At 64.7% G+C, this 24347-nt stretch carries 22 protein-coding genes; 8 read left to right on the top strand and 14 right to left on the bottom strand.

What is annotated here, in order from left to right; genetic code table 11:
- The first annotated feature begins 62 nt into the window (after positions 1-62).
- Both ACQZ2L_RS00755 and ACQZ2L_RS00750 read left to right on the top strand, forming a co-directional pair.
- Entirely contained in the window at positions 63-485 is a 423-nt protein-coding gene (locus ACQZ2L_RS00755) for a phasin family protein (protein WP_430324333.1), read from the top strand.
- Positions 486-495: 10 nt separating this feature from the next.
- Positions 496-1272 carry a phasin family protein gene (locus ACQZ2L_RS00750; protein ID WP_430324332.1) on the top strand — a complete coding sequence of 259 codons (777 nt, stop codon included), beginning with the start codon at positions 496-498 and terminating at the stop codon, positions 1270-1272.
- A 69-nt stretch (positions 1273-1341) separates the two neighbouring features.
- On the opposite strand, the gene ACQZ2L_RS00745 is transcribed toward ACQZ2L_RS00750, so the two are convergent.
- The 14 genes from ACQZ2L_RS00745 to gshB all read right to left on the bottom strand — a co-directional run bounded on the left by ACQZ2L_RS00745 (position 1342) and on the right by gshB (position 15262).
- The gene (locus ACQZ2L_RS00745) at positions 1342-1956 is read right to left on the bottom strand and encodes a TetR/AcrR family transcriptional regulator (RefSeq protein ID WP_430324331.1); all 615 of its coding nucleotides are present in this window, start codon (positions 1954-1956) and stop codon (positions 1342-1344) included.
- Positions 1957-1960: 4 nt separating this feature from the next.
- Entirely contained in the window at positions 1961-3643 is a 1683-nt protein-coding gene (gene phaC / locus ACQZ2L_RS00740) for a class II poly(R)-hydroxyalkanoic acid synthase (RefSeq protein WP_430324330.1), read from the bottom strand.
- A gap of 87 nt (positions 3644-3730) precedes the next feature.
- Positions 3731-4582, bottom strand: a complete 852-nt coding sequence (gene phaZ, locus ACQZ2L_RS00735; protein WP_101315704.1) for a poly(3-hydroxyalkanoate) depolymerase — start codon at positions 4580-4582, stop codon at positions 3731-3733.
- A 55-nt stretch (positions 4583-4637) separates the two neighbouring features.
- Complete coding sequence (phaC, locus tag ACQZ2L_RS00730; RefSeq protein ID WP_430324329.1) at positions 4638-6317, bottom strand: class II poly(R)-hydroxyalkanoic acid synthase; 1680 nt, start codon at positions 6315-6317, stop codon at positions 4638-4640.
- A gap of 352 nt (positions 6318-6669) precedes the next feature.
- Positions 6670-7047, bottom strand: a complete 378-nt coding sequence (locus ACQZ2L_RS00725; RefSeq protein WP_430324328.1) for a gamma-butyrobetaine hydroxylase-like domain-containing protein — start codon at positions 7045-7047, stop codon at positions 6670-6672.
- Positions 7048-7191: 144 nt separating this feature from the next.
- Entirely contained in the window at positions 7192-8538 is a 1347-nt protein-coding gene (gene hslU, locus ACQZ2L_RS00720) for an ATP-dependent protease ATPase subunit HslU (protein WP_430324327.1), read from the bottom strand.
- A 76-nt stretch (positions 8539-8614) separates the two neighbouring features.
- Positions 8615-9145, bottom strand: a complete 531-nt coding sequence (gene hslV / locus ACQZ2L_RS00715; RefSeq protein ID WP_101315712.1) for an ATP-dependent protease subunit HslV — start codon at positions 9143-9145, stop codon at positions 8615-8617.
- Between the two features lie 253 nt (positions 9146-9398).
- The gene (locus tag ACQZ2L_RS00710) at positions 9399-10670 is read right to left on the bottom strand and encodes a dihydroorotase (RefSeq protein ID WP_430324326.1); all 1272 of its coding nucleotides are present in this window, start codon (positions 10668-10670) and stop codon (positions 9399-9401) included.
- Positions 10667-11671, bottom strand: coding sequence for an aspartate carbamoyltransferase catalytic subunit (locus tag ACQZ2L_RS00705; protein ID WP_101315718.1), 1005 nt, complete (start codon positions 11669-11671; stop codon positions 10667-10669). The genes ACQZ2L_RS00710 and ACQZ2L_RS00705 overlap by 4 nt, the downstream gene beginning before the upstream one ends.
- Positions 11672-11683: 12 nt before the next feature.
- Positions 11684-12202, bottom strand: coding sequence for a bifunctional pyr operon transcriptional regulator/uracil phosphoribosyltransferase PyrR (gene pyrR, locus ACQZ2L_RS00700; RefSeq protein ID WP_430324324.1), 519 nt, complete (start codon positions 12200-12202; stop codon positions 11684-11686).
- Positions 12203-12253: 51 nt separating this feature from the next.
- Entirely contained in the window at positions 12254-12685 is a 432-nt protein-coding gene (gene ruvX / locus ACQZ2L_RS00695) for a Holliday junction resolvase RuvX (RefSeq protein ID WP_314876799.1), read from the bottom strand.
- On the bottom strand, positions 12685-13254 hold the full coding sequence (locus ACQZ2L_RS00690) for a YqgE/AlgH family protein (protein WP_430324322.1): 570 nt from the start codon (positions 13252-13254) through the stop codon (positions 12685-12687). Before ACQZ2L_RS00690 ends, ruvX begins: the two co-directional genes overlap by 1 nt.
- A gap of 69 nt (positions 13255-13323) precedes the next feature.
- Positions 13324-14223, bottom strand: coding sequence for an energy transducer TonB (locus ACQZ2L_RS00685; protein ID WP_220632943.1), 900 nt, complete (start codon positions 14221-14223; stop codon positions 13324-13326).
- Positions 14224-14308: 85 nt separating this feature from the next.
- Positions 14309-15262: a glutathione synthase gene (gene gshB / locus ACQZ2L_RS00680; RefSeq protein ID WP_103435775.1), complete on the bottom strand. Its 954-nt coding sequence runs from the start codon at positions 15260-15262 to the stop codon at positions 14309-14311.
- A 237-nt stretch (positions 15263-15499) separates the two neighbouring features.
- On the opposite strand from gshB, the gene ACQZ2L_RS00675 reads away from it, so the two are divergent.
- Genes ACQZ2L_RS00675 through ACQZ2L_RS00650 form a run of 6 tightly spaced genes read left to right on the top strand, consistent with a single transcriptional unit; the run spans position 15500 to position 24345 of the window.
- Positions 15500-15901 carry a response regulator gene (locus ACQZ2L_RS00675; protein ID WP_101315730.1) on the top strand — a complete coding sequence of 134 codons (402 nt, stop codon included), beginning with the start codon at positions 15500-15502 and terminating at the stop codon, positions 15899-15901.
- Positions 15902-15946: 45 nt separating this feature from the next.
- Positions 15947-16312: a twitching motility response regulator PilH gene (gene pilH / locus ACQZ2L_RS00670; RefSeq protein ID WP_101322927.1), complete on the top strand. Its 366-nt coding sequence runs from the start codon at positions 15947-15949 to the stop codon at positions 16310-16312.
- Positions 16309-16857, top strand: coding sequence for a chemotaxis protein CheW (locus ACQZ2L_RS00665; protein ID WP_103435776.1), 549 nt, complete (start codon positions 16309-16311; stop codon positions 16855-16857). The genes pilH and ACQZ2L_RS00665 overlap by 4 nt, the downstream gene beginning before the upstream one ends.
- Positions 16858-16867: 10 nt before the next feature.
- Positions 16868-18928, top strand: a complete 2061-nt coding sequence (locus tag ACQZ2L_RS00660) for a methyl-accepting chemotaxis protein (protein WP_101315734.1) — start codon at positions 16868-16870, stop codon at positions 18926-18928.
- A gap of 10 nt (positions 18929-18938) precedes the next feature.
- Positions 18939-23891 (top strand): Hpt domain-containing protein, encoded by a 4953-nt coding sequence (locus ACQZ2L_RS00655; protein WP_430324320.1) that lies wholly within the window; start codon positions 18939-18941, stop codon positions 23889-23891.
- The gene (locus ACQZ2L_RS00650) at positions 23884-24345 is read left to right on the top strand and encodes a chemotaxis protein CheW (RefSeq protein WP_103435779.1); all 462 of its coding nucleotides are present in this window, start codon (positions 23884-23886) and stop codon (positions 24343-24345) included. The genes ACQZ2L_RS00655 and ACQZ2L_RS00650 overlap by 8 nt, the downstream gene beginning before the upstream one ends.
- The last annotated feature ends 2 nt before the right edge of the window (positions 24346-24347 follow it).

Raw genomic sequence — 24347 nt, 5'->3', positions numbered from 1 at the left:
TATGCTCAAGCCCGACTTCCATGGGCGGTTCCTCCATCCCCTATGAGCGAGAGGTGCAGAGCATGGCCAAGACTATTTTGAAGAGAACCCAGGACGAGGCCCAGGGCACCCTGGGCGAAGTGCGTAGCTACGCCCGCAAGATCTGGCTGGCAGGCCTGGGCGCCTACGCCCGCGTTGGCCAGGAAGGCAGCGACTACCTCAAGGAGCTGGTCAAGGCCGGCGAAGGGGTGGAAAAGCGCGGCAAGAAAACCCTCGACAACAAACTCGACGCCGCCAACGACCAGCTCGATGAAGCCGGTGCCGAAGTCAGCCGCGTGCGTGGCAAGGTCGAGGTGCAGCTGGACAAGATCGAAAAAGCTTTCGACACGCGGGTCGCTCGCGGCTTGAATCGCCTGGGCATTCCGTCTAAACATGACGTTGAGGCGTTGTCCATCAAGCTTGATCAACTGCACGAGTTGCTCGAGCGCGCCGCGCGCAAACCATAAGGAGAGCAGGATGGCTGGCAAGAAGAATACTGACAAAGAAAGCGGCTCCTGGATCGGCGGGATCGAGAAGTACTCGCGCAAGATCTGGCTGGCGGGCCTGGGGATCTACTCCAAGGTCGACCAGGACGGCCCCAAGCTGTTCGATTCGCTGGTGAAGGACGGCGAAAAGGCCGAGAAGCAGGCGAAGAAGACGGTTGATTCGGCCGCTGACGACGCCAAATCGGCGACTAATTCGCGGGTTGCCGATGTCAAGGAACGCGCTTTGGGCAAGTGGGGCGAGCTGGAAGAAGCCTTCGACAAACGCCTCAACAGCGCCATCTCGCGCCTCGGCGTACCGAGCCGCAACGAGATCAAGGCCCTGCACCAGCAGGTCGATACGCTGACCAAACAGATCGAGAAGCTGACCGGCGCTTCGGTAGCGCCTGTGTCCAAGGCGGCCGCTAGCAAGCCTGCCGCGAGCAAGTCTGCTGCCAAACCGTTGGCCAAGGCGCCGGCGAAAACCGCCGCCGCCAAGCCCGCAGCCAAACCGACAGCAGCCAAGCCAGCAGCTAAAACCGCAGCGGCCAAACCTGCAGCCAAGGCCGCTACAGCCAAACCAGCAGCGGCCAAGCCCGCCGCCAAAGCTGCAGCCAAGCCTTCCGCAGCGAAAAAACCTGCGGTGAAAAAAGCACCGGCCAAACCGGCAGCCGCCAAACCAGCTGCGGCACCAGCCTCAAGCTCGGCACCTGCTGCGACCAGCACTGGCGACACCCCGTCGGCGCCGCTGAACGCCGCTAGCCCGGAGTGATGTCAGCGCGGGTCAGGCATTGGCGAATTACCGCTGCTGCCTGCCCCGCGTTGGCCTTGCCGGCGTGCATCAACTTTCCAGGTACTTCATCGCCAACTGCTCCGCCGCACGCCGTGCGGGCAACTGCAGGTGCGGTGCCACCAGCATCATCACCTGATACACCACCACGCCCACATCCGCCGCCCGGCCGATCACGCGCTGATAATCCAGCGAGAACATCAAGGTCATGGTGATCTGCTCGACCAACTGCCCCAATGCCTGGGTTTCACTGGTGACCTGCCCGTGCGCCTTGAGGCTGGCCAGCAGCGCCGCCAGGGTGCGTTTGATCGCGTTGATCAGGTTGCGCATGCCGCGGGCCAGCTTGGGCAGGCGCCCGGTCAGGTTCGACAGGTCCTGAAACAGAAAACGGTACTGGGCCATGCGCTCGACGATCAGGTGGAGGAACAGCCAGTAGTCCTCGGCCTCGAGGCGCACGTCCAGCGGCGGGTCGAGCAGTGGCATCAGTGCCTCTTCGAAGCGCTCGAACAGGCCGTTGACCAACGGCTCCTTGCCGTGGAAGTGGTAGTACAGGTTGCCCGGGCTGATCCCCAGCTCATTGGCGATTTCCAGCGTCGACACATTCGGTTCGCCCTGCTGGTTGAACAACTGCAGGGCACATTCAAGGATACGGTCACGGGTCTTCATCGAGTCAGCGCACCAATACGTAAGTGCCAGGTGCCGGCGCCAGGGGTGGATAGGTGGTGTTGCCCAACGTAGTGCGCGGAGCCTTCAACGGCCCCGAGCGCTCGACGATCCACTCCAGCCACAGTGGCCACCAACTGCCTTCGCTGCGCTTGGCATCGTGGAACCAGGCGCGTGGGTCGCTGCTCAGGCGTGGGTTATCGAGGTAGTAGGCCTTGGGGTTGCCGGGCGGGTTGATGATGCTCTGGATATGACCGCTGTTGGCCAGCACGAACCGCTGCTTGCCGCCGACCAGCAGCGCCGAGCGGTACACCGCATCCCATGGGGTGATGTGATCGTTGCTGCCGGCAACATGAAAGCTGTCCAGTTCGACCTGCTTGAGATTGATCGGCGTGCCGCACACCTCCAGGCCATCGGCGTGGGCCAATGGGTTGTGCTTGAAGAAGTCCAGCAGGTCGCCATGCAGCGCCGCCGGCAGCCGCGTGCTGTCGGCGTTCCAGTAGAGGATGTCGAAGGCCGGCGGAGCCTTGCCGAGCAGGTAGTTGTTGACCCAGTAATTCCAGACCAGGTCGTTGGGCCGCATCCAGGCAAAGATCCGCGCCACTTCGGCGCCATCGAGCACACCGCGCTGATAGGAGCGGCGCTTGGCAGCTTCGACGGTCTGCTCGTCGGCAAACAGGCTGGCCGGGCTGTCGAACTGGCTGTCGAGCAAGCTCACCAGATAGGTCGCGCTGCGTACCCTGCGTAGTTGTTTTTTGGCCTGCAGATGGCCTTGCAAGGCCGCCATGGTCAGGCCGCCGGCGCAGGCGCCGAGCAGGTTCGGGTCGCGGTTGCCGGAGATGCTGCGGCAAGCGTTGAGCGCTTCTTCCAGCGCCTGCACGTAGCTCGACAGGCCCCATTCGCGATGGCGCGGTTCGGGGTTGCGCCAGCTGACCATGAACACCTGCAGGCCGTTCTTGAGCATGTACTGGACGAAGCTGTTGCCTGGACTGAGGTCGAAAATGTAGTACTTGTTGATCTGCGGCGGCACGATCAGCAGCGGTCGCGCATGCTGTTGCTCGCTCATCGGCTGGTACTGGATCAGCTCCAACAGCTCGTTGCGAAACACCACCGCGCCGGGCGTGGTGGCCACGTTGCCACCCACGGCAAAGGCGTTCTGGTCGACCTGGCGCGGCATGCCGTCGTTGTGGCGCAGGTCGTCAAGCAGCTGGCCAAGACCGCGTAGCAGGCTCTGCCCACCGGTATTGAGCAGCTCTTTGACCGCCAGCGGGTTGAGCAGTGAGTTGCTCGGCGCCAAAGCGTCGTTGATCTGGTTCAGTAGAAACTGCGCGCGGGCGCGATCATCAGCCGACAGGGAGCTGTGCTCGATCCACAGCCGCGATTGTTTCTGCCAGGCCAGATACGCCTGCAGGCCGCGTCGGTACAGCGGGTTGTCCTGCCAGGTCGGGTCAGCAAAGCGGGTGTCGCGCGGGTGCGGCTGCAGTGGCGAGTCGCCGAGCATCACCCGGCCCAGCTGGCTGCCCAGGGCGAACAGGTGGCGGGCCGTGTGCAGCGGATCGCGCAGGCCCTGGCGGCCAACCTGGCGCAGGGTCGAAATCAGATCGCGACCGCGCAGGCCGGTGATGGCGTTCTGCACATTCATCACCGTGACCGGGGCGGGTGAGTTGCCTTTGGCCGGCTTTTCTTGCATGACAACACTCCCTCGTTGTGATGGCGTCGGTTGCACCAGCGCGGTCGCGGCGTCACTGCCCGCCCAGCGCCAGATGCACAGGCGTAACTAGGTGCCGCTGGCGGGGCGCGGGTGCATCCGTGCGCGCTGCCGTTCCTGCTCGAGAAACTTCATGATGATCGGCGCCACCGCTTCGGCCCGGGTAATCAGGAACAGGTGGCCGTCGTCGATGATGTGCAACTGGGCGTTGGGGATACGCCAGGCCAGCAGGCGCATGTTGATCAGCGGGATCAGCGGGTCGTCGTCACCGGCCAGCACCAGGGTCGGCTGGCTGATCTTGTGCAGCCAGTGGATGCTGGTCCAGCCAAGGCCGGCGAACAGCTGCCAGTAATAGCCGAGCTTGCCGCCCGAGCGCACCTTGGCGGCATGCCGGGCGGCCAGTTCCGGGTCGCGGCGAAACGCGCCTCCGTAGATCAGCGGCGCGATGCGGATCACATGGGATGGCTGCACGTAACGCCGCGGGCTGGCCATCATCCACAGCACCTTGGGCTTGCCCGGCACCATCACCGCGCCGGCCGCCGTGGCCGCCAGCACCAGCTTCTTGCAGCGCTCCGGGTAATCATGGGCGAATTGCTGGGCGAGGGCGCCGCCCCAGGACACACCGATGACGTTGACCTGGCCGTAGTCGAGGTAGTCGAGCATGCGCGCCGTCAGCTTGGCCAGGCCAGGAAAGCGATATGGCTGGCGCGGCGTCGATGAGCCGCCGACGCCGGGTACGTCGAAGGCGATCACTTCGAGGTCCGGATCCAGCGCCTCGATGAATGGAAACACCAGCTCAAGGTTGGCACCGATGCCGTTGAAGATCAGCAATGGCGTCAGGTGCGGCTTGCCTGGGCGAACCGCCGTGCGGATGGACTGGTCGTCCAGCTCGACGGTGCGAAATACATAGGGTTGCGGCATGCGCGAAACTCTGTGAGGAACGAAGCGCCACGGCGCAAGGCCGTGGCGGTCATGCTCAACGTTCGTGAACGTAAGTGCCCGGTGCAGCTTCGCCGGCGACATAGGCCCGATTGCCCAGCCGCGCTGGCGCTTTTTTCAGCTCGCCCGCACGCTCGCCGAGCCAGGCTTGCCAGTGCAGCCACCAGGAGTCGGCGTGCTTGATGGCATTTTCCTGCCAGGCCAGCGGGCTGTCCGGGCGATCTTCGCCGGTCATGAAGCGCGCCTTGGGGTTGCCCGGCGGGTTGAGAATGCTCTGGATATGACCGCTGCTCGACAGCACGAACTCGATCTTGCCACCGAACAGATGCGCCGAGCGGTAGCAGGCCTGCCATGGCGTGATGTGGTCGGCGGTGCCGGCCAGGCTGTAGATATCGCATTTGACCTGCTTGAGGTCGATGGCCGTGCCGCACACTTCCAGCGCTTGCGGGCGGGTCAGCGGGTTGTTCTTGAACATCTCGATCAGGTCGCCGTGGAAGGCCGCCGGCAGGCGCGTGGTGTCGTTGTTCCAGAACAGGATGTCGAACACCGGCGGCTCGTTGCCGAGCAGGTAGTTGTTGACCCAGTAGTTCCAGATCAGGTCGTTGGGGCGCATCCAGGCAAACACCTTGGCCATGTCGCTGCCTTCGAGCACGCCGGCCTGGTAGGAGTGGCGCTTGGCCGACTCCAGAGTCTGTTCGTCGACAAACAGCGCGACCTGGTTGTCCATGGTGGTGTCGAGCACGCTCACCAGCAGGGTCAGGGCGTTGACCTTGTTCTCGCCGAGCGCGGCATAGTGGCCGACCAGCGCGGTGCAGGTGATGCCGCCGGAACAGGCCCCGAGCATGTTCAGGTCCTTGCTGCCGGTGATCGCCAGCACCGCGTCGACCGCTTCCTTGAGCGCGTCGATGTAGGTCGACAGGCCCCATTCGCGCTGGGTCTTGGTTGGGTTGCGCCAGCTGATGATGAAGGTCTGCTGGTGCGAGCGCAGGCAAAAGCGCGCCAGGCTCTTGTCCGGGCTCAGGTCGAAGACATAGAACTTGTTGATCTGCGGCGGCACCACCAGCAACGGCCGGGCGTGCACTTGTTCGGTGATCGGCCGGTACTGGATCAGCTCGAGCACGTCGTTGCGAAACACCACTGCGCCTTCGCTGGTGCCGAGGTTCTTGCCGACCTCGAACGCGTCCTTGTTGACCTGGCTGGGCATGCCGCCATTGCTGACCATGTCCTTGGCCAGGTTGGACATGCCATCGAGCAGGCTCTTGCCGCCGGTTTCGAAGAAGCGTTTGACCGCTTGCGGGTTGGACAGGGTATTGGTCGGCGACATGGCCTCGGTCATCAGGCCGATGACGAACTGGCCGCGGCTGATGTCCTGTGGCGACAGGTCGCTGGTGCTGATCCAGTCGTTGAGCTCCTGGCGCCAGGCCAGGTAGGTCTGCAGGTAGCGTCGGTACAGCGGGTTTTGTTGCCAGGCTGGGTCATTGAAGCGGCGGTCGTCACCGGCCGGTTGCAGGCTGGACTTGCCCAGCAGCACGTTTTTCAGCTCCAGGCCAAAGTGGGCGACGTGTTTGGCACTGTGCAGCGGCTGGCGAATGGCCTGGCGCAGCACTGTGCGCGCCGTGCTGAGCAGGTCCTTGCGGCGAATGCCGATGATCGGGTTCAGGCCCAGGGTGTTTTCCGAGGCCTGGCGCTGCAAGTCATCGTTGTTCTTGTTACTCATCTACGACGCTCCGTTGTCCTGAGACGAGTACCGGCTGGCTGAGGCAGATACACAGCACATGCCGGTACAGATCGCTCGGGTGACCAGTGATAAGGAACAGCGCTGCGGCGAGCGGATGCGTAGTGGTGATGAGCTGCGGGGGATTCTGCGTGTGAAGACAGCCTGCTTTCGCTCGCGACCTCTACAACAACCGGCTCGGCCCTGCTTGCCTGAATGCAATGCAGGGAGCTTGCCAGCTCCATTGGTTACCCGACTTTCATGTATTGCGCAAGACAGCCCAAACCCTGGCTGGCATCAAGCCATTCAAGCAGAGCAAATTAGAAAATGCGCTCTAAACATGACAATCCTTGCGCTAGAGCATCAGCTTGACCACAGATTCGGCAGGATCGCGGGATTTGCCGGCCTTGCGCAGCTCGTCGAGATAGTCGGCCCACAGCTCGGCCTGGCGCAGGCTGAGTTGCTCGAGGTATTCCCAGGTGAACAATCCGCTGTCATGGCCGTCGTCGAAGATCAATTTCAGTGCATATTGGCCGGCCGGTTCCACACCGACGAGGCCGACGTTGATCTTGCCGAACTGGAGGATGGGTTTGCCGTGGCCCTGGACCTCGGCGGAGGGCGAGTGCACGCGCAGGAATTCGGCGGGCAGTTGGTAGACCTCGCCGGGGGCGTAGGTGAGGGCGAGGGTTTTCGAGGCTTTGTGCAGGTTGATGGCGGTGGGTAGGCGGGGCATGGGGCGGGATCTCTGTAGGAGCTGAGGGCCATGGGGGCTGCTGCGCAGCCCTTTCGCGACACAAGGCCGCTCCTACAGGGGACCGCGGTGTCTGTAGGAGCGGCCTTGCGTCGCGATTGGGCCGCATAGCGGCCCCCGACGGTCTTACAGAATATACCGCGACAGATCTTCGTTCTGCGCCAGCTCACCGAGATGGCCGTTGACGTACTCGGCGTCGATCCGGATCGGCGTGTCGTCATGCGCACTGGCCAGGTCGCCAGCACTGAACGAAACCTCTTCGAGCAGACGTTCGAGCAAGGTGTGCAAACGGCGCGCACCGATGTTCTCGGTCTTCTCGTTGACCTGATAGGCAATCTCGGCCAAGCGCTTGATGCCGTCGGCCGCGAACTCGATGTTGAGCCCTTCGGTCTTGAGCAGCTCGCGGTACTGTTCGGTCAGCGACGCGTGCGGCTCCTGCAGGATGCGCTCGAAGTCTTCCGGGGTCAGCGCCTTGAGTTCGACGCGGATCGGCAGACGGCCTTGCAGCTCGGGCACCAGGTCGCTCGGCTTGCTCAGGTGGAATGCACCGGAGGCGATGAACAGGATGTGGTCGGTCTTGACCATGCCCAGCTTGGTGTTGACCGTGCAGCCTTCGATCAACGGCAGCAGGTCGCGCTGGACCCCTTCACGGGATACATCGGCGCCGCCGACATTGCCGCGCTTGGCCACCTTGTCGATCTCGTCGATGAAGACGATGCCGTGCTGCTCGACCGCTTCGAGGGCCTTGGCCTTGAGCTCTTCTTCGTTGACCAGGCGGCCCGCTTCTTCTTCGCGGACCATCTTCAGCGCTTCCTTGACCTTGAGCTTGCGCGACTTGCGCTTGCCCTTGCCCATGTTGGCGAACAGGCTCTGCAGCTGGTTGGTCATCTCTTCCATGCCGGGCGGTGCGGCGATGTCGACGCCCATGCTCTCGGCTACTTCGATCTCGATTTCCTTGTCGTCCAGCTGGCCTTCGCGCAGGCGCTTGCGGAACAGCTGACGGGTGTTGGTATCGCTGCTCGACGGCGCCGCTTCTTCGGCGAAGCTGCTGGCGCTGCGGGCCTGTGGCAGCAGTGCATCGAGGATGCGGTCTTCGGCGGCATCTTCGGCGCGGTGGCGCACACGGATGATTTCCTGCTCACGGAACAACTTCAATGCAGCGTCGGCGAGGTCGCGAATGATCGACTCGACGTCGCGACCAACGTAGCCGACCTCGGTGAACTTGGTCGCTTCGACCTTGATGAACGGCGCGTTGGCCAGCTTGGCCAGACGACGGGCGATTTCGGTCTTGCCGACACCGGTCGGGCCGATCATCAGGATGTTTTTCGGGGTGACTTCAGCGCGCAGCTCAGCCGGCAGCTGCATGCGCCGCCAGCGGTTGCGCAGGGCAATGGCGACGGCGCGCTTGGCGTCGTCCTGGCCGATGATATGGCGGTTGAGTTCGTGGACGATTTCGCGGGGGGTCATGGACATGATCTATTCGGTCCTTAAGCGCAGCAAGTCAGCGTGGGAAAGCCCAACCACCGGGGTCGGGCGCCAGAACAGCTGATTACTCGGCCAGGTCCTGCTCCTCGATGGTCAGGTTGTGGTTGGTGAACACGCAGATGTCACCGGCGATGTGCAGCGCGGTTTCGGCGATTTCGCGAGCCGACAGCTCAGTCTTGTTCAGCAGGGCACGGGCAGCGGCCTGGGCGAAGGCGCCGCCGGAACCCATGGCGATCAGGCCGTCTTCTGGCTCGACCACGTCACCGTTGCCGGTGATGATCAGCGAGGCGTCCTTGTTGGCCACGGCGAGCATGGCTTCGAGGCGGCTCAGGGAACGGTCGGTACGCCATTCCTTGGCCAGTTCGACGGCGGCGCGAACCAGGTGGCCCTGGTGTTTTTCCAGTTGGCCTTCGAAGCGCTCGAACAGGGTGAAGGCATCGGCAGTGGCCCCGGCGAAGCCAGCGATGACCTGACCGTGGTACAGGCGGCGGACTTTTTTCGCGTTGCCTTTCATCACGGTGTTGCCGAGGGATACCTGGCCGTCGCCCGCCATGACGACTTTGCCGTGGCGGCGGACTGAAACGATGGTAGTCAAGGGAGAGTCTCCACGCAGCGGGGCGAAAATGCCTGATGCAGACTCATATGGGGGGAGGGGGGAAGGATTTCAACCTTGGCGGATGGGTGGTTGGCCAACACGCCTGGGCTACGCGGTCGATGTAGGAGCGGCCTTGTGTCGCGAAAGGGTCGCGCAGCGGCCCCACATTATCAGCTTCGCCGCTGACATCGCCGGGCCCGCCTTGCGGGCCTTTCGCGACACAAGGCCGCTCCTACGGGGACCGCGTCGAACCTCAGGCTTCGTGGCAGATGTGGCCGTCCACCAAGGTATAACGCACCGCACTCGGCAGGCAGTGGCCGATGAACGGGCAGTTGTCGCCGCGCGACAGCCAGTGCTCGCCAGCCACGGTCGAGGCCTGCGGATCAAACAACACCAGATCCGCCGCACCGCCAACCTTCAGCTCACCTGCCGGCAAGCGCAGTGCCTGTGCAGGCCCGCTGGTCAGTCGCGCGAGCAAGGTCGGCAGGTCCAGCAGGCCATCCTCGACCAGCGTCATCGCCAGCGGCAGCAACAGCTCGACACTGCTGATCCCAGGCTCGGTAGCGCCAAACGGCGCCAGCTTGGCATCGCGCTCGTGCGGCTGGTGATGGCTGGAAATCGCCTGGATCACCCCCGACTTGACCGCTTCACGCAGGCCATCACGATCCGCCGCTGTGCGCAGCGGTGGCTGCACGTGGTAGAGGCTTGAGAAGTCGCGCAGCGCCTCGTCGGTGAGGATCAGCTGGTACAACGCTACGTCAGCCGTGACCGGCAGGCCCAACGCCTGCGCCTGGGCAATCAGGCGGGCGCCGCGGGCGCTGGTGATCTGGGTGAAGTGCGCCCGCACGCCGCTCTGCTCGACCAGCAGCAGGTTGCGCGCCAGGGCGACGGTCTCGGCGCTTTCCGGGATGCCCGGCAAGCCGAGGAAGCTGGCCATGGCACCTTCGTGGGCCAGCCCGCCGAGGGCCAGGTCATGGTCCTGGGAGTGGAACACCACGGTCAGGTCGAAGGTGGCCGCGTACTCCAGCGCGCGGGCGAGGGTGCGGTTGTTGGGGATCTGTTTCAAACCGTTGCCAAAGGCTACGCAGCCGGTATCACGCAGGGCCACCAGTTCGGCCAGCTGCTCGCCGTCAAGGCCCTTGGTCAGGGCGCCGATCGGGTAAACCTTGCTGTTGCCGGCTTCACGGGCACGGTCGAGCACCAGCTCGGCCACTGCCGAGGTGTCCAGCACCGGTTTGGTCTGCGGTGGGCAGCACAGGCTGGTGACGCCACCGGCGACGGCCGCGCGGGTTTCGCTGGCGATGTTGCCCTTGCGGCTGTAGCCCGGCTCGCGCAGGGCGACGTCGAGGTCGACCAGGCCCGGTGCGGCGACCAGGCCGTTGGCGTCGATGCTGCGGCTGGCGCTGAAACCGGCCGGGGCGGCGCCGATGGCGACGATCTTGCCTGCCTCCAGGTGGAGGTCGCTGATGCTGTCCAGGCCGCTAATGGGATCGATGACCCGGGCGCCAAGAATACTGATGCTCACAGGGCGTGCTCCTGGTCCAGTTGTCGTTGCGTGTTCTGCCCGCTCATGGCCATCGACAGCACAGCCATGCGCACGGCGATGCCGTAGGTGACCTGATTGAGGATCACCGAATGTTTACCGTCGGCGACCGCCGATTCGATCTCGACGCCGCGGTTGATCGGCCCCGGGTGCATGACGATGGCATCCGGTTTGGCCCCGGCCAGGCGCGCCGTGGTCAGGCCGAACAGGCGGTAGAACTCGCCTTCGCTGGGCAGCAGGCCGCCGGCCATGCGCTCACGCTGCAGGCGCAGCATGATCACCACGTCGACGTCCTTGAGGCCTTCGGCGAGGTCGGTATAGACCTTTACGCCGTACTGCTCGATGCCCACCGGGATCAGGGTTTTCGGGCCGATCACACGGATGTCCGGGCAACCCAGGGTCTTCAGCGCGAGCATGTCGGAGCGGGCCACGCGCGAGTGCAGGATATCGCCGACGATGGCGACCGAGAGGTTCTCGAAGCTGCCTTTGTGGCGGCGAATGGCAAGCATGTCGAGCATGCCCTGGGTCGGGTGCGCGTGGCGGCCGTCGCCCCCGTTGATCACGGCAACGTCCGGGCACACGTGCTCGGCGATGAAGTGCGCCGCGCCCGAGTCGGAGTGGCGCACGACGAACATGTCGGCGGCCATCGCTTCAAGGTTGCGCAGGGTGTCGAACAGGGTCTCGCCCTTGCTGGTCGAGGAGGTCGACACGTTCAGGCTGATGACGTCGGCCGATAGCCGCTGGGCCGCCAGCTCGAAGGTGGTGCGGGTGCGGGTGGAGTTTTCGAAGAACACGTTGCACACGGTCTTGCCGCGCAGCAACGGGACTTTCTTCACTGCCCGGTCGCCGACTTCAAGGAACGAGTCGGCAGTGTCGAGAATCTCGGTGAGCAGTTCGCGGGGCAAACCATCAAGCGAGAGGAAGTGGCGCAGCTGGCCCTGATCATTGAGCTGCAGCGGGCGCTTGGCGTCGAGTGGCGTCATCGCGGGGGACTCTTAAAGGGCGGAAGCGGTAGCAAGGTCCTGGCGCTCGAGGGCGAGCGGGGCCGGGCCGGTCAATTTTACCCGCTCATCGGCTGCCAGTGACAGCGTGGCGCCGAGCACGTTGGGCCGGATCGGCAGTTCGCCGGCATCCAGGTCGAGCAGGCACACCAGGGTGACGCTGGCCGGGCGGCCATAATCGAACAGTTCGTTGAGGGCTGCGCGAATGGTGCGCCCGCTCATCAGCACGTCGTCGACCAGCACCAGGTGCTGGCCTTCAACCTCAAACGGCAGCTCGGAAGGGCGCACTTGCGGGTGCAGGCCGTTCTGGCTGAAGTCGTCGCGATAGAACGACACATCCAGGGTGCCCAGCGGGCTGCTGTCGGCAAGCTCCTGCTGCAGCGCCTGAGCGACCCACACACCACCGGTGCGGATGCCGATGAAGCGCGGCTCGGCAATGTTGCGGCGGGCCAGGTGGGCGCGAAGGTCGACGGCCATCTGCCGGATCAACTCGGCGGGGTTGGGTAGGCTCATTGCGTGCTCCTCGGGGCGCCGGCAGACCCGGCGGCAAAGCGAAAGGTGGAATCAGTGACCGGTGTTGGCCTCCAGCCAGCCCTGCAGGAGCAGCGCGGCGGCGATGGCGTCGACCGGGTTGTCGCGATAGGTGCCGCGCTGACCGCCACGGGCCATGCGCTCGCCCTTGGCTTCGAAGGTGGTCAGGCGCTCGTCGTGGGTGTGCACCGGCAGGTTGTAGCGGCCGTGCAGGCGGTTGGCGAACTTTACCGCGCGGGCGCTCATCTCGCTGGGGGTGCCGTCCATGTTCAGCGGCAGGCCCACGACGATGGCGTCGGGCTTCCATTCCTTGATCAGTTTTTCCACCTGAGCCCAGTCGGGAATGCCGTCCTGGGCACGCAGGGTGCACAGCTCGCGGGCCTGGCCGGTGATGACCTGGCCAACCGCGACGCCGATCTGTTTGGTGCCGTAGTCAAAGCCCAGCAGCAGGCGCACCTCGGCCATCAGGCGTGGCCTGCCTGGCTGGTCAGCAGGCTGAGGTTGATCCCCAGCGACGCTGCCGCCGCACTCAGGCGCTGGTCGCTGGTCAGGCTGAAGATGATGTCCGGGTCGAACGGGCAGTTGAGCCAGGCGTTGTCGGCCAGTTCCGCTTCCAGCTGGCCGGCTTCCCAGCCCGCGTAACCGAGGGTGATCAGGCTCTGCGCCGGGCCTTCGCCGTTGGCCAGGGCAAACAGCACATCCTGCGAGGTCGACAGCGACAGGCCTTCGAGCTCGATGGTGGCCTCATAGCTGCGCTCGCTGCTGTGCAGGACGAAGCCGCGGTCGGTCTGTACCGGCCCGCCGATGTAGATCGGCACCTGCAGGGTACGCAGTGGCGGCTCTTCGTCCGGGCGTAACTGCTCGAGGATGTCTGCCAGGTTGAGTTCCTGCGGCCGGTTGACCACCAGGCCCATGGCGCCATTGGCGTTGTGCTCAACGATATAGGTCAGGGTCTGGGCAAAGTTCGGATCGGCCATGTGCGGCATGGCGATCAGGAACTGATGCTTGAGGTAACTCGGAGTGAGGTTTTTCATGGGGGTAGTGTGGCGCCAGGCGACGTCAGCTTCAAGCTACAAGCTGTGAGAAAAAACCACTGACGCGGTTTAGTTGCTCGACAGCCGGTCGCCACGGGCAAAGCGCCAGGTGCGGATGATCTCCAAACGGTCGAATTCGGCCAGATCACCGGTAAACGGCGCAAACGGCGCGGCCAGGCGAACGATGCGCTGCGCGGCCTGGTCCAGCAGCGGTTGGCCGGACGACTCCAGCACCAGCACCTCGAACAACGAACCATCACGGTTGATCGAAACCATCATGCGCAGGTTGCCGTAGATCTGCTGGCGGCGGGCTTCGTCGGGGTAGTTGAGGTTGCCGACCCGCTCGACCTTCTTGCGCCACTCTTCCTTGTACCAGGCGCCTTTGTCGCGCATGGTCGAGGCTGCGTTCAAACGATGGATCTTGGGCCGCTTGGCATACAACTGCTGCTCGTTGGACAGCTCGGCTTCAAGGCTGGCGATCTGGCTCGACAGCTGTGAGCTGTCAAATTCCGGGGTCGCCGCAGGTGGCTTGGGCTGGGCCTTGGTTTCCTTGGGCTTGGGCTCGACCTTCTGCACCTTGGCTGCCGTGGTGGCGACCGCCGCCTTCTGCGGAGCAGGCGGAGTTTCGCGCTTGGCCGCCGGCGGAGGCGTGACCTTGTTGATCTTGCTGTCCTGGAACGGCGCCAGTTCAGTGGTCTTGGGCACCGCTTTCTTGTCCAGAGTGCCGCTGCCTTGCTGGTTGTCCTGGGCCTGGAAGTCGGCCTTTTCGGGCGCTTTCTCGCTCTTGAAGGTTGCCAGGGTGATATCCATGGTGTGGCGGATTTCACTCGGCTTGACCACCGTGAAGCCGACCCCGAGGATCAGCGCCAGGTGCACCAGGGCAGCCAGGAACAAGGTAAAGCCAAGCCGGTCCACCGGGCGAACGCGGGGTGGCAGCAGGTCGGCAGGGATGTCAGCGGGCAGCGTCATCGGGTATCCAGCAATCGCCAGGCGGGGTAGCAGGTCAAAGGACCGGCATCATACCGCACTGAGCGATTGCGCTTCGCGTCGGTGGTCAGCGCGCCTTCAGCTTGCGATCAATGGCGTCCATCAACTGCACGCCGATCTGGGTGCCGTAGGCGTTGTCGATTTCGCGGATGCAGGTCGGGCTGGTCACGTTGATTTCGGTCAGATGTTCGCCGATCACGTCCAGACCCACGAACAGCAGGCCCTTTTCGCGCAGGGTCGGCCCGACCTGGGCGGCGATCCAGCGGTCGCGCTCGCTCAGCTCGCGCGCTTCACCACGGCCACCGGCAGCCAGGTTGCCACGGGTTTCGCCGCTGGCCGGGATGCGCGCCAGGCAGTACGGCACCGGCTCGCCGTCGATCATCAGGATGCGCTTGTCGCCGTCCTTGATTGCCGGCAGGTAGGCCTGTGCCATGATCTGCTGGGTACCCAGCGCGGTCAGGGTCTCGAGAATTACCGACAGGTTCGGGTCACCGACCCGGTGGCGGAAGATCGAGGTGCCGCCCATGCCGTCCAGCGGCTTGAGGATGACGTCGCCATGCTCGGCGGCAAACGCACGGATGATGTCCGGGCGACGGCTGACCAGGGTTGGCGGGGTGCACTGCGGGAACAGCGTGGCGAACAGCTTTTCGTTGCAGTCGCGCAGGCTCTGCGGGCGGTTCACCACCAGTACCCCGGCAGCTTCGGCCTGCTCCAGCAGGTAAGTGCTGTAGACGAACTCCATGTCGAACGGCGGATCCTTGCGCATCAGGATCACGTTGAGGTCGCTCAGCGGTGCGTCGATTTCAGCGTCCAGCTCGAACCACTTCTCGGGATTGGCGAATACCTGCAGCGGGCGCATTTTGGCCCGCGCCACGCCAGCGCTCTGGTACAGGTCCTGCTGCTCCATGTAGAACAGCGTCCAGCCGCGGGCCTGGGCTGCCAGCAGCATGGCCAGCGAACTGTCCTTTTTGTAGGAGATGGACGCGATAGGGTCCATGACAATCCCGAGGCGAACGCTCATGGGTGAAATCCTCTTGGCGGCAATTTGGCCGCGATGGCAATAGATAAAGTGGCTCAGGGTGGCGCCGCGCGCGCCGTCGGTCAAGGGGGCGGCAACGGCAAAGGCTGTCAGGATGCGTGCAGCTTCAAGCTGCACGCTATAAGCTGCTGGTAAATGCGCACAGTCGCTGGCGCAGCGCTTTTTCGGCGCGCGTGAACCTTGTACTGTGCGGCGCAACGTCATTGTCGGTAGGCGATTATGGAACAACCCCTGAAGGTGATGGTGATCGACGATTCACGCACGATCCGCCGCACTGCGCAGCTGCTGCTGGGTGAGGTCGGCTGTGAAGTGATCACCGCCAGCGACGGCTTTGACGCGCTGGCCAAGATTGTCGACCATAGGCCGCGGATCATCTTCGTCGACGTGCTGATGCCGCGTCTGGACGGTTACCAGACCTGCGCCGTGATCAAGCACAACAGCGCCTTCAAGGACACCCCGGTGATCCTGCTGTCGTCGCGTGATGGCCTGTTCGACAAGGCCCGCGGCCGCGTCGTTGGCTCTGATCAATTTTTGACCAAACCATTCAGCAAAGAAGAATTGCTTGAGGCGATCCGGGCCCATGTGCCCGAATTTGCCGCCCAGGCGCAACCTGCATCCTGACCGCGCCTGGCATGGCGGCGGCACTTTCCTTCAATGGGGAACAGCATGGCCCGAGTTCTGATTGTCGATGATTCGCCGACCGAGTTGCACAAACTCACCGCGATCCTGGAAAAGCACGGCCATGAGGTACTCAAGGCCGACAACGGCGCCAATGGCGTAGCGCTGGCCCGCCAGGAAAAGCCCGATGTGGTCCTGATGGACATCGTCATGCCCATCCTCAACGGCTTTCAGGCAACTCGCCAACTGAGCAAGGATGCCGCTACCAGCGGCATCCCGGTGATCGTCATCACCGCCAAGGACCAGGAAACCGATCGGGTCTGGGCGGCGCGCCAGGGCGCGCGTGATTTTCTCATCAAACCGGTCGATGAAGACTCGCTGCTGGCCAAGCTGAAAGCGGTGCTCGACATTTGACCACCCGCCGCGCCTCGCTGACTGCATTCGAGCTGCTGCTCGACATCGATCGCCGCTGCCGTCTGCTGGAGGCCGATCAGCCGTCGCAGGACAGCCGGCTGCAACAGTGGAGCGGAATTGGTTTTCGCGTTGCCGAACAGTGGTTCGTGGCGCCCATGGTCGAAGTCGCCGAAGTCTTGCGCGAGCCGCGCAGCAGCCGCGTCCCTGGCGTGCAGCCGTGGGTGTGCGGGGTGGCCAACCTGCGTGGGCGGCTGTTGCCGGTGATGGACCTGAGCAGCTTTTTCGGCCTTGGGCCACTGCCGCCAGGCAAGCAACGGCGGGTGCTGGTGCTGGACCACGAGGCACTGTTTGCCGGTTTGCTGGTCGATGAGGTGCTGGGGTTGCAGCACTTCAGCCTGAGCAGCCTTGACCTGTCGCCACCACAGCCGTTGCTGGCGGCGGCAACACCGTTTGTGCAGGGCCATTTTGCACGCGAGCACAACTGGGCCATCTTCAGCCCGCTGGCCCTGGCCCAGGCGCCGGGTTTTCTTGATGTAGCGTTGTAGAGGATCGACCGTGAACAAGCCTGTCAGCCCCGTCACCCCACCGGCCGTGACCCCGCGCGTGCGCAGCAGTGCGCAGATCACCGTGCTGTTCGTGGTGCTGATCCTGTCGATCATCCTGCTGTTCGCCAACTTCGCTTACCTCAACACCCAGTCCAATTACGACAAGCAGTACATCGGCCACGCCGGTGAGCTGCGCGTGCTGTCCCAGCGCATCGCCAAGAACGCCACCGAGGCCGCTGCCGGCAAGGCCCTGGCGTTTCGCCTGCTGTCGGATGCGCGCAACGACTTCGAGCGGCGCTGGGGCTACCTGCGTGAAGGTGACAAGGCCACCGCGCTGCCGGCGGCGCCGGCCAAGGTCCGCGATGAAATGGAAGCGGTGCGCCAGGACTGGGAGACGCTGCGCAAGAACACCGACGTGATCCTCGCCAGCGAACAGACCGTGTTGTCGCTGCATCAGGTGGCGGCCACCCTGGCCGAGACCGTGCCGCAATTGCAGGTCGAATACGAGAAGGTAGTCGAGATCCTCCTGCAAAGCGGCGCGCCCGCCGCGCAAGTGGCGGTGGCCCAGCGCCAGTTGTTGCTGGCTGAGCGCATTCTGGGTTCGGTCAACACCGTGCTCGCCGGCGATGACTCGGCAGCGCAGGCGGCCGATGCCTTTGGCCGCGATGCCAGCCGCTTCGGCCAGGTGCTCGAAGGCATGCTCGGCGGCAACCCGGCGATCCAGGTCACTCGGGTCGAGGACGCCGACGCCCGCGCGCGACTGGCGGAGATCGCCGAGCTGTTCCAGTTCGTCTCCGGCAGTGTCGATGAAATCCTCGAAACCTCGCCTGAACTGTTCCGCGTGCGCGAGGCGGCGAGCAATATCTTCAGCCTGTCGCAAACCCTGCTCGATGAAGCCTCGCACCTGGCCAACAGCTTCGAGAACCTGGCCAACGGGCGCACCCTGGATACCGTTGGCGGCTACGTGCTCGGTTTGCTGGCGCTGGCCTCGATCATTCTTATCGGCTCGGTGATGGTCCGCGCGACCAATCGCCAACTGCGCGAAACCGCCGAAAAGAACGAACGCAACCAACAGGCAATCATGCGCCTGCTCGACGAAATCGAAGAGCTGGCCGACGGCGACCTGACAGTGACGGTGTCGGTCACCGAAGACTTCACCGGGGCCATCGCCGACTCGATCAACTACTCGGTCGACCAGCTGCGTGACCTGGTCACCACCATCAACCATAGCGCCCTGCAGGTCGCTGCCGCCGTGCAGGACACGCAGAACACCGCACGTCAGCTGGCCAAGGCCTCCGAACAGCAGGCCGAGCAGATCAGCGAAGCCTCGGTGGCAGTGGGCGACATGGTCGAGTCGATCGACCGGGTTTCGGCCCACGCCTACGAGTCGGCCAAGGTCGCCGAGCGTTCGGTGGCCATCGCCAACAAAGGCAACGAGGTGGTGCACAATACCATCCACGGCATGGACAACATCCGCGAGCAGATCCAGGACACCGCCAAGCGGATCAAGCGTCTGGGTGAATCGTCTCAGGAGATTGGCGACATCGTCAGCCTGATCGACGACATTGCCGAACAGACCAACATTCTCGCCCTCAACGCAGCGATTCAGGCCTCGCTGGCCGGTGAAGCCGGGCGCGGTTTTGCCGTGGTCGCCGACGAAGTCCAGCGCCTGGCCGAACGCTCGTCGTCGGCCACCCGGCAGATCGAGGCATTGGTGCGGACCATTCAGACCGACACCAACGAGGCGGTGATCTCCATGGAGCAGACCACCGCCGAAGTAGTCCGCGGAGCGCGTCTGGCGCAGGATGCCGGGGTGGCTCTGGCGGAAATCGAAGGCGTCTCGCAGACCCTCGCCGAACTGATTCACAGCATTTCCGATGCCGCCCAACTGCAGACCTCTTCAGCTGGGCAGATTTCCCACACCATGGCTGTGATCCAGCAGATTACCGCGCAGACCTCGAGCGGCTCCGGCGCCACCGCCGACAGCATTCGCCACCTGGCGCGGATGGCCAGCGAGATGCGCCGCTCGGTCTCCGGTTTTACCTTGCCGGCCCCGGCCGAACCCCGCTGAGGAATAACCCATGACCTCGGCAGCCGTAAGCCCCGAACGTCACGACACGGTCGCCCTGGCCTGGACCAAGGCGCCCATTCTCGATTGCCTGGCCCAGGCCCGGCAGGCCCTTGAGCGGTTTGCCGGCGACCCGACGGAGCTGGCCACGCTGGCGCTGTATGTGGATAACCTGCATCTGGTCCACGGTTGCCTGCGCATGCTTGAACTGCGCGGGGCGACGCGCCTGGCCGAAGAGCTGGAGTTGCTCGGGCGAGCCATGGCCGACGGCCAGATCAGCCCGCGCGGCGACTGCCTCGGCGCGATGTTCCGTGGCCTTGAACAGCTACCACCTTACCTTGAGCGCCTGCGCGGTGCCCGCCACGACTTGCCGCTGGTGATGCTGCCGTTGCTCAATCGCCTGCGCGAGTGCCGGGGTGTCGAGCCGCTGGCCCAGGGCAGCCTTATGGGCGAGGCCGCGCAGCGCCTGGCCGGTGCTGCCGACCTGGCTGATCTGGACCTGTCGCTGGGCAACTGGCGCGAGCAGTTGCAGGCCGGCCAGGGCCGCGACGCCCTGCGTTCGGTGGTGGCGGCGCTGTGCGACGACCTGATGCGAATCAAGGACTGCCTCGATCAGTTTGTCCGGGGCGAGCAATCGCGCGAGCAACTGGACGCCCTGGTCGCGCCCTTGCGTCAGGTCGCAGACACCCTGGCTGTGTTGAATTTCCAGCAACCGCGGCGGGTCATCATTGATCAGGTGCTGGCGTTGCAGGCCCTGGCGCAGGATCAGCAGAGCGTCGACGATGCGCTGTTGATGGACGTTGCCGGGGCCCTGCTGTACGTCGAGGCGACCCTCAATGGCATGGTCGGGCCGCTGGAAGAAAGCGGCCAGGGCAGCATGCCCGGCTCGGACATGGCGCACATCCGCCACCTGGTCTTGAGCGAGGCAGTGTCGGTGCTGCAACAGGCCAAGGACCTGATCGGCGACTGCCTCGAATCGGGCTGGCCGCGCCAGCGCCTGCAAGCCTTGCCGGGTTTGTTGCAGCAAGTGCGCGGTGCATTGGCGATGCTCATGCTGCCTGCTGCCGCCGAGCTGTTTGCTGGTGCCGCAGGCTATGTGCAGGGCTGGCTGGCGCATCTGGATGAAGAGCCACAGCTGGATGAACTGACCCACCTGGCCGATGCGCTGTGTGCCGGCGAATGCTATTTGCAGTGGCGCGTGGCGGATCCGCTGGCCGACGCCCAGCCGTTCATCGACATGGCCAGGGCCAGCCTGACGGCGCTTGGCGTGAACTGTGGGCATGGCGCACGGGACGATGAAGGCGAGGAAATCGACGCCGAGTTGCGCGAGGTCTTCCTTGAAGAAGCCAACGAGCTGCTGCCCGAGATCGAACGCCACTGGCTGCGCTGGCGCGCCGATAACAGCCTGCGTGAGGCGCTGATTGAAGTGCGTCGCGCTTTGCACACGCTCAAGGGCAGCGGCCGCATGGTCCGCGCCGAAGCGCTGGCGGAGCTGGCCTGGGGCGCCGAGCGGCTGATCAACCGGGTGCTCGAAGGCCGGGTCGGCCTGGCTGGGCAAGGCCTGGTCGCCTTGCAGCAGGCGTTCGTGCGCCTGCCGGACCTGCTTGCCGATTTCGCCGTGGGCCATTTGCCGCCGCTGGCCGAGGTCGAGCATCTGGTCAGCCAGTTGCACGCGCTGGCCGTCAACGAAGCCCCTGTCGCGGCGGGGCTGGACGGGCTTGATCCGCAGTTGCTGGAGATCTTCCGTAACGAGGCGCAAGGCCATCTGGCCAGCCTCGAGGCGTTTCTGCTCGCTGCCGACAGCCACGGTACGCCGGTCAGCGACAGCTTGCAGCGCGCGCTGCACACGCTCAAGGGCAGCGCCGCCATGGCCGGGGTGATGCCGATCGCCGAGCTGGCCACAGCCTTCGACCGGCTCGCACGGGAATACCGCGGCCATGAGCTGCGCCTGCAACAGACCGAACTCGACTGGCTGGAAGCTGCCCACGCGCTGTTTCACCTGGGCCTGGCGCAGCTGCACAGCACACCGCTGGCGCCCATAGTCGGCGCCGCTGAGTTGATCGAGCAGGTTGGCCAGAGCGTCGATGGCCAGCTGGCGGCATTGCACGACGAGCCGTCGGCCAATCGCCGCAGCCGCCGTGACCCACAGCTGATCGCCAGTTTTCTGGCCGAAAGCATGGATATTCTGCTCGATGCCGAGTCGCTGCTGGCGCGCTGGCAGCAGCAACCGCAGCAGCGCCAGGAGCTGGAAACCCTGCTCGACGAACTGACCAGTCTCAGCCACAACGCGAACCTGAACGACCTCTGGCAAGTGGACGAGGTCTGCGAGGCGCTGCTCGATCTGTACGGTGCGGTGGAGGAGGGCAGCCTGGTCGCCGACACGCGCTTTTTCAACCAGGCCCGCCAGGCCCACGACGTGCTGATCGATATGCTCGACGAGATTGCCGCCGGGCAGGAAGTCAGCTCGCGCAGCGAATGCGTCGACGGTTTGCGCGTACTGCTCGATCAGGCGCTGGCGCCGGATGCCACCGGCCTGATCGGCCGTGATGGGGTCACGCCGCTGCCGCCCCTTGAATATGCGCAGATAGAGCAGCCAGCGCTGCTCGACGCCCCGCCAGAGCCAAGCCAGGCACCGGCCACTGTTGAACCCGCCGAAGCGCCAGACAGCCCAGGTGATCGGGAGCTGCTCGAGGTGTTCCTCGAAGAGAGCTCGGACATCGTCGAAAGCTCTGCGGCCGCGCTGGCCCGCTGGCAGGCTGACCCGCGCAGCAGTGTCGAGGTCGAGACCTTGCTGCGCGACCTGCATACGCTCAAGGGCGGCGCACGCATGGTCGAAATCGCCGCGATCGGCGACCTCGCCCATGAGCTGGAATTTCTCTACGAACTGCTTGCCGCCGGCCGCCTGCCGCCGACCGCAGCGCTGTTTGCCCTGCTGCAGAACTGCCACGACCGCCTGGCCCATATGCTCGACGCAGTGCGCCTGGGCCAGCCGCTGCATGCGGCCACGGCGCTGATCGACTACATCCGCAACTTCAGCAGCGCGGCATTGACCGACAGCGCCGCCGCGCCGGCCATCGCCAGCGACGCGGCAGTGCCCGCCGAAACGGCTGCGGTTGCCCCGGAGCGGGCGCCGGGCGATATGGTCAAGGTCGATGCCGAGCTGCTCGATGATCTGGGCAACCTGGCCGGCGAGCACGCGCTGATCCGCGGCCGTATCGAGCAGCAGGTCAACGACGCCCAGTTCGCCCTCAGCGAGATGGAAACCACCCTTGAGCGCATGCGCGATCAGTTGCTGCGCCTGGAGATCGAAACCCAGGCCAGCAGCGCCAGCCGTTATCAGGCTGAAAGCGACAGCTATGACGATTTCGACCCGCTGGAAATGGACCGCCATTCACAGTTGCAACAACTGTCGCGGGCGCTGTTCGAATCTGCCTCGGACCTGCTCGACCTGAAGGAAACCCTGGCCCAGGGCGCGCAGGAAGCCCACGGCCTGCTGCAGCAGCAGGCGCGGGTCAACAGCCAGTTGCAGGAGGGCCTTACCGCCACCCTGATGGTGCCGTTCGAGCGCCTGGTGCCGCGCTTGCAACGCGTCGTGCGGCAGGTCTCCAGCGAGCTCGGCAAGCAGGTCGAGCTGGTGGTCGGCAATGCCGAGAGCGAGCTTGACCGCAGCGTGCTGGAGCGCATGGTGGCGCCGCTTGAGCACATGCTGCGCAACGCCGTCGACCATGGCCTGGAGTCGCGCGAGGCGCGACTGGCGGCGGGTAAGCCGGAGCAGGGCACGATCCATCTGAATCTGCTCCACGAAGGCGCTGACATCGTTATCGAAATGAGTGACGACGGTGCTGGGGTGCCGCTGGCGGCAGTGCGCGACAAGGCCATCAAGCGCGGCCTGCTCGATCCACGCGCACGCCTGAGCGACCACGAAATCCTCCAGTTCATCCTCCGACCCGGCTTCTCCACGGCAGAAAAGATCACCCAGATTTCCGGGCGCGGGCTGGGCATGGACGTGGTCCATGAAGAGGTCAAGCAGCTCGGCGGGGCCATGAGCATCGCCTCCAGCCCCGGCAAGGGCGCGCGCTTCCAGATTCGTCTGCCGTTCACGGTGTCGATCAACCGCGCCTTGATGGTCCACCTCGGCGATGAGCAGTACGCCATTCCGCTCAACACCATCGAAGGCATCGTCCGCGTGCCGCCCAGCGAACTGGCTGCCTGCTACCAGCTGGACACACCGAGCTACGTGTATGGCGGCCACGCCTACCAGCTGCGCTACCTGGGCGAGTTGCTGCAAAGCGGTGTTGCCCGGCCTGGCCTGCTTGGCCAGAGCGTGCCGTTGCCGGTGATTCTGGTGCATTCGCAGGAAGCGTCGTTCGCGATTCAGGTCGACAGCCTGTCGCCGAGCCGCGAGATCGTGGTCAAGAGCCTCGGCCCGCAGTTTGCTGCAGTGCCGGGGCTGTCCGGGGCAACCTTGCTCGGTGACGGTCGGGTGGTGCTGATTCTCGACCTGCTCGGCCAGCTCCGCGGCCAGCAACGGCGCCTGGCCCGCCTGCCCAGTGGCGACGTGCATCAGCAGCGTCAGTTCGAGGCCGCGCCTCGGCAGCGGTTGGTGATGGTGGTCGACGATTCGGTGACGGTACGCAAGGTCACCAGCCGTCTGCTCGAGCGCCACGGCATGAGCGTGCTGACCGCCAAGGACGGCGTCGATGCCATGGCCTTGCTGGCAGAACATCGGCCCGACGTACTGCTGCTGGACATCGAAATGCCGCGTATGGATGGCTTTGAAGTGGCCACGCGGATCCGCCAGGACCAGCGTCTGAAGGACCTGCCGATCATCATGATTACCTCGCGCAGCGGCCAGAAGCACCGCGACCGCGCCATGGCTATCGGCGTCAACGAATACCTGGGCAAGCCGTATCAGGAGTCGCTGCTGCTGCAAAGCATTGCCCACTGGAGCCAAACCCATGCTTGAACATATCGCCGGCCAACGCAGCAGCCTGACCGGCCTGCTGCTGCCGCTGGGTGACCGGACGCTGGTCCTGCCAAATGTGGCTGTGGCAGAGTTGATCGGCCAGCGTGCGTTGTCTTGTCAGATCGGTGAGCCAAACTGGCACCTGGGCTGGCTCGACTGGCGCCAGCAACGCTTGCCGCTGATTGGTTTCGAGGCGGCCTGTGGCGGCCAGACGGTGTGCGGTGAGCGTGCGCGGATTGTCGTGCTCAACGCGCTCGGTGATACCGGCCTGCGCTACCTGGCGTTGCTGCTGCAGGGCATCCCGCGGGCGTGCAAGCTGGACAGCCAGCTCAATTATGTCGACGTGCCGTTGAACGCCCTGGAGCTGGCGGCGGTCCAGGTAGGCGAGCAGGTAGCGCGGGTGCCGGACCTGGTCGCGCTGGAGCGGATGGTGCGCGAGGCGGCGCTGCGCTGAAA

This window comes from Pseudomonas shirazensis (assembly GCF_050496565.1).
Lineage (GTDB): Bacteria > Pseudomonadota > Gammaproteobacteria > Pseudomonadales > Pseudomonadaceae > Aquipseudomonas > Aquipseudomonas shirazensis_A.
Note: the sequence above shows the minus strand (reverse complement) of the source record. Positions and strands in the feature narration are given on the sequence as shown.